The organism is Streptomyces sp. NPDC059037, assembly GCF_042740015.1.
In the GTDB taxonomy this organism is placed as follows: Bacteria; Actinomycetota; Actinomycetes; order Streptomycetales; family Streptomycetaceae; genus Streptomyces.
In genome coordinates, this window is record NZ_JBHYIG010000458.1 from 1 (window position 1) to 4381 (window position 4381).

Annotated in this window: 2 protein-coding genes; one reads left to right on the forward strand and one right to left on the reverse strand. The window is 71.2% G+C overall.

Annotation, left to right across the window (positions count from 1 at the left end):
- Nucleotides 1-139: 139 nt before the first annotated feature.
- Nucleotides 140-1033, reverse strand: coding sequence for an NAD(P)-dependent oxidoreductase (locus ACFWY6_RS44480; protein ID WP_384703342.1), 894 nt, complete (start codon nucleotides 1031-1033; stop codon nucleotides 140-142).
- Nucleotides 1034-1194: 161 nt separating this feature from the next.
- Between ACFWY6_RS44480 and ACFWY6_RS44485 the strand changes: the two genes are divergently transcribed.
- Nucleotides 1195-4359 carry a BTAD domain-containing putative transcriptional regulator gene (locus ACFWY6_RS44485; protein WP_384703345.1) on the forward strand — a complete coding sequence of 1055 codons (3165 nt, stop codon included), beginning with the start codon at nucleotides 1195-1197 and terminating at the stop codon, nucleotides 4357-4359.
- Nucleotides 4360-4381 lie beyond the last annotated feature (22 nt).

The following is a 4381-nucleotide window of genomic DNA, read 5'->3' on the forward strand; positions in this document are numbered from 1 at the left end:
CTGGTGTGGTGGGGTGGGTGTTGTTTAGAAGAGCCCGCGCCGGGGCCGCCCGGTTGTCCCGAGGTTGGCGGTTCCGGGCCGGGTACGAACACCACCACAGGCCCACCAAAGCCCCCGCCCCACCCCCACCCCCCACCTCCTACTTCCTGAACTGCTCGATCAGACGTGAGTAGCTGTCACCCTCATGCCCACCCTCCACAGCCTTGTTCACAAGCCCGAGCGTGTAGCTCGGGAACTCCGCATCGATGTTCCGAGCCTTGCTCTCCCTGATCAGGTCCTCGACCGAGGGCCGGTGGTGTTGGAGTGCGCCGTACTCCGTCGCGTACTCGGCCCCGTCGACCTCTCCTGCGATCATCGGGAGGTACCCCAGCAGGGCGGAGACTGACGCGCCCGCGTCGTCCAGGAATCGCTTTGCCTCGATTCCCTCGCTGGACAGCAGCGCTGCCGCATGCAGGAATCCGTTCAGCGTGCCCCACATCGTGTCGTGCACGGCCATTCCGTACAGCGTCGGTACGCCGGGGTCGTCCGCCACCAGGGCTCCCCGGCCGCCTATGAGTTGAAGCGTCGGCCGATAGCGGTTGTACACGGTGTCCGAACCGCCGTAGAAGACGACTGACTCCGCTCCCCCGATGCCCGGCGCAATCGTCATGATCTGCCCGTGGAGGTACTGCGCGCCCTGGCCCGCGGCCCAGTCGGCCACAGCCCTCGCCTCCGCCGATGTTCCGTCCGTCAGGTTGAGCACGGAGCGGCCGGAGAGTGCGTTGTCCCCCGCTGATTCCAAGAGGTCGCGGGCCGTCGCGTTGCCCTTCACGCTGACGACCACGAGCGAGCTCGCGGCGACGGCGTCGCGTACGGACGCGGCCCGCTCGGCTCCTCTGGCGACCAAGGTGTCGGCCTTCTCCGGTGTGCGGTTCCACACCGTGGTCGGATGCCCGCCGTCCAGGAAGGCGCTCGCGAGCGTTAAGCCCATCTCGCCCAGGCCGATCACGGTCACGGTCGGCTGCGCTTCCGTCTGTTCTGAGGCAGTGGTCATCGACGTCATCCTCATTAGGTAGTTGGGTTGGGGGCCCTGTGCGTCCAGGGCCACCTGTGGTGCTCGATGAACGCCACGCTAAAAGCTCAACTTCGCTTGAGGTCAAGAGCCATTGGGTGCCTGCCAAGGTGGCTGACAAGCGGACATGGCAAAATCGGCGGATGCAGATCCGGATGCTCGGTCCATTTGAAGTGCGCGCGGGCGACGGCAGCCTGATCGACGTGCCGGGCGCGCGGCTGCGCGCCCTGTTGATCGCCCTCGCGCTCAGGCCGGGGCACGCGGTGCCGAAGGCGTCGCTCGTCGACTGGATCTGGGGGGAGAATCCGCCCGCCGATGCCACGAACGCCCTGCAGCGGCTCGTCTCCCGGCTGCGGAAGGTGTTGCCTGCCGGGGTGATCGAAGGGCGGACTGACGGCTACCGGTTGGCTGTTGAGGCCGATGATGTCGATGCCGTGCGGTTTGAGCGGCTCGTCACCGCAGGGCAGGCCCGTGCCGAGGATGGCTCCGGGCGGGCGCGGCTGTTGCGGGAAGCGCTCGAACTGTGGCGTGGCGCGGCCATGCAGGACGTCGGGCTGCAGGACAGCGCCGCGTTCGACGCCGCCGTCGACCGGCTCGAAGGGCTGCGGCTGACCGCCACCGAGGAGCGGGCCGACGCGGAGGTCACCCTCGGGCGCGGTGCCGAGATGGTCACGGAGCTGACCGATCTGGTCGCCGCGCACCCGGTGCGGGAACGGCTCGTCTCCGCCCAGATGCGCGCCCTCGCCGCCGCCGGTCGCGACAGCGAGGCCCTTCTTGTGTATCAGCGCGCGCGGGAGGCCCTCGCCGATGCGCTGGGCGTCGACCCGTCGCCGGAGCTCGCGGCGTTGCATGTCGCGCTGCTGCGGGGCGAGTTGGGGCGTAAGAAGGAAGAGGGTCGTAAGACCAATTTGCGGGCCGAGCTGACCAGCTTTGTCGGTGAGGGCGCGGCTCTCGGTGCCGTACGTCGGCTTGTGGGCGAGCATCGGCTCACCACCGTGATCGGGCCCGGCGGCGCGGGCAAGACCAGGCTGGCCACGGAGACCGCGCGCACGCTGCTCGGCGAACTGCCGGACGGGGCTTGGTTGGTAGAGCTGGCCGGCGTCGGAGCGGACGGTGATGTGTCCGATGTGGCGCAGGCGGCGCTCGCCGGGCTCGGGCTGCGGGACGCGCTGCTCGGCGGCTCCCCGAACGCGGAGCTGACCGATCGGCTCATTGCCGCGATCCGCGAGCGGGACGCCCTGCTGATCCTGGACAACTGCGAGCATGTGATCGAGTCCGCGGCGAACTTCGCGCACCGGCTGCTCGGAGAGTGCACGCGGCTGCGGATCCTGGCGACGAGCCGGGAACCACTCGGTATCACCGGCGAGGCGCTGTGGCAGGTCGAGCCGCTGTCCCTGCCGAAGGGGGATGCCGGTCCCGGAGACATCCAGTCCTCGCCCGCCGTCCAGTTGCTGCGGGACCGCGCCGGTGCCGTACGCAGGGACCTCCCCGTCGACGAGCGCGCTCTGGCGACGATGGTGCGTATCTGCCGGGCTCTTGACGGGATGCCGCTGGCGATCGAGCTGGCCGCGGCCCGGCTGCGCACCATGTCCGTCGAGCAGCTCGCCCATCGGCTCGACGACCGGTTCCGCCTGCTGACCGGCGGCAGCCGGACCGCGCTGCCGCGGCACCAGACGCTGCGCGCCGCGGTCGACTGGAGCTGGGAGCTGCTCACGGACGCCGAGCGGACCGTCCTGCGCAGGCTCTCGGTGTTCTCCGGCGGTGCGAGCCTGGAGGCCGCCGAGCAGGTCTGCGCCCTCGAAGCCGCGGACACTGGCCAGACGGGGGACGCCGTCGAGCAGGGGCAAGTTCTCGAACTCCTCACCGCCCTCACTGAGAAGTCCCTCCTCCGCGCCGAAGGCGACAGCGCCCCCCGCTACCGCATGCTCGGCACCATCAAGGAGTACGCGGGGCAGCGGCTCGCGGAGGCGGGGGAATCCGAGCTTGCGCGCCAGGCGCACCTGGCCTGCTTCACCGAGCTCGCCCAGACCGCCGAGCCGCACCTGCGCCGCGCCGAGCAGTTGGACTGGCTGGCCCGGCTGGACGCCGAGCACGACAACATCGCCGCGGCCATGCGCGGCGCGCTCGCGGCGGGCGAGGCGCAGGCGGCGATGGAGCTCGCGGAGGGCGCGGGCTGGTACTGGTGGCTCAGCGGCCGCAGGACCGAGGGCTACGAACTGCTCACCGCGGCCGCCGAGGTGCCCGGCGAGGTGAGCGACGACGTCCGGGCCACGGTGTCCGCGGTGGTCTCGATGTTCGTGAGCGCCGGGCGGGGCGACCAGCACGTGGCGGAGGGGTGGATCCGCGAGGCTCACCGGTTGAGCGAGGGCGACCGGAGCGGGCGGCGCCGCCACCCGGCACTGGGGCTCGTCGCCCCACTCGTACGCATGCTGGACGTGGAGCCCAGCGAGTTCCTGCCCGCATGGGAGCTGGTGCTCGACGACGAGGACCCCTGGGTGCGCGCCCTTGCCCGGCTCCACCTCGGCAAGATGCGGATCATGCTCGGTCACGAAGGGCGGGAGGCGGACGCGTACTTGGAGCGGGCGCTCGCCGAATTCCGGGCCATCGGCGAACGGTTCGGGATCTCGTTCGCCCTGACCGAGCTGGCGGACCGGATGGCCATGCACGGCGAGTTCGCCGCCGCGTGCGAGCGCTACGAAGAGGCGATCGCGGTCGTCACCGAGGTCGGCGCCACCGAGGACATCATCCGGATGCGGTCGCTGCAGGCACGGCTGTACTGGTTCCTCGGCGACAAGAGCGCCTCCGCGGCCTCCATAGCCGAGGCACAGCGGTACGCGGAGCGCGTCGCCTGGCCCGACGCGCTGGCCGAACTGGCCCTCGCGAAGGCGGAACTCGCCCGGTGGGGCGGTGATGCCGAACAGGCGCGGGAGCAACTCGGCGTCGCGAAGGCCTTGTTGGGCGACGAGGCTGAGCTGACGTACATCCGGGCGATGACGCATGACCTGCTCGGCTATCTCGCCGACGACATAGGCGAGGCCCGTGCGCACCGCGCCGCGGCCTGCGAGGCGGCGGCCGAGGCGGGCATAGCGCCGCTGACCGCGGGGGTGCTCGTCGGGGTCGCTGACCTGGCGCTGCGCCAGGGCGAGTACGAGCAGGCCGCGCGGCTGCTCGCGGCGGGCGGGGTGGTGCGCGGGCTTCCGGACAGCTCCCACCCGGACGTGACCCGGATCGAGCGGAGCGCCCGAAGCCGCCCCCGCCGCGGGGAATTTTCCCGGGGGGGGCGTGGGGGGGGCCCGCCCCCCCAGTGACACGAGTGTGTGGGTCCCGCAC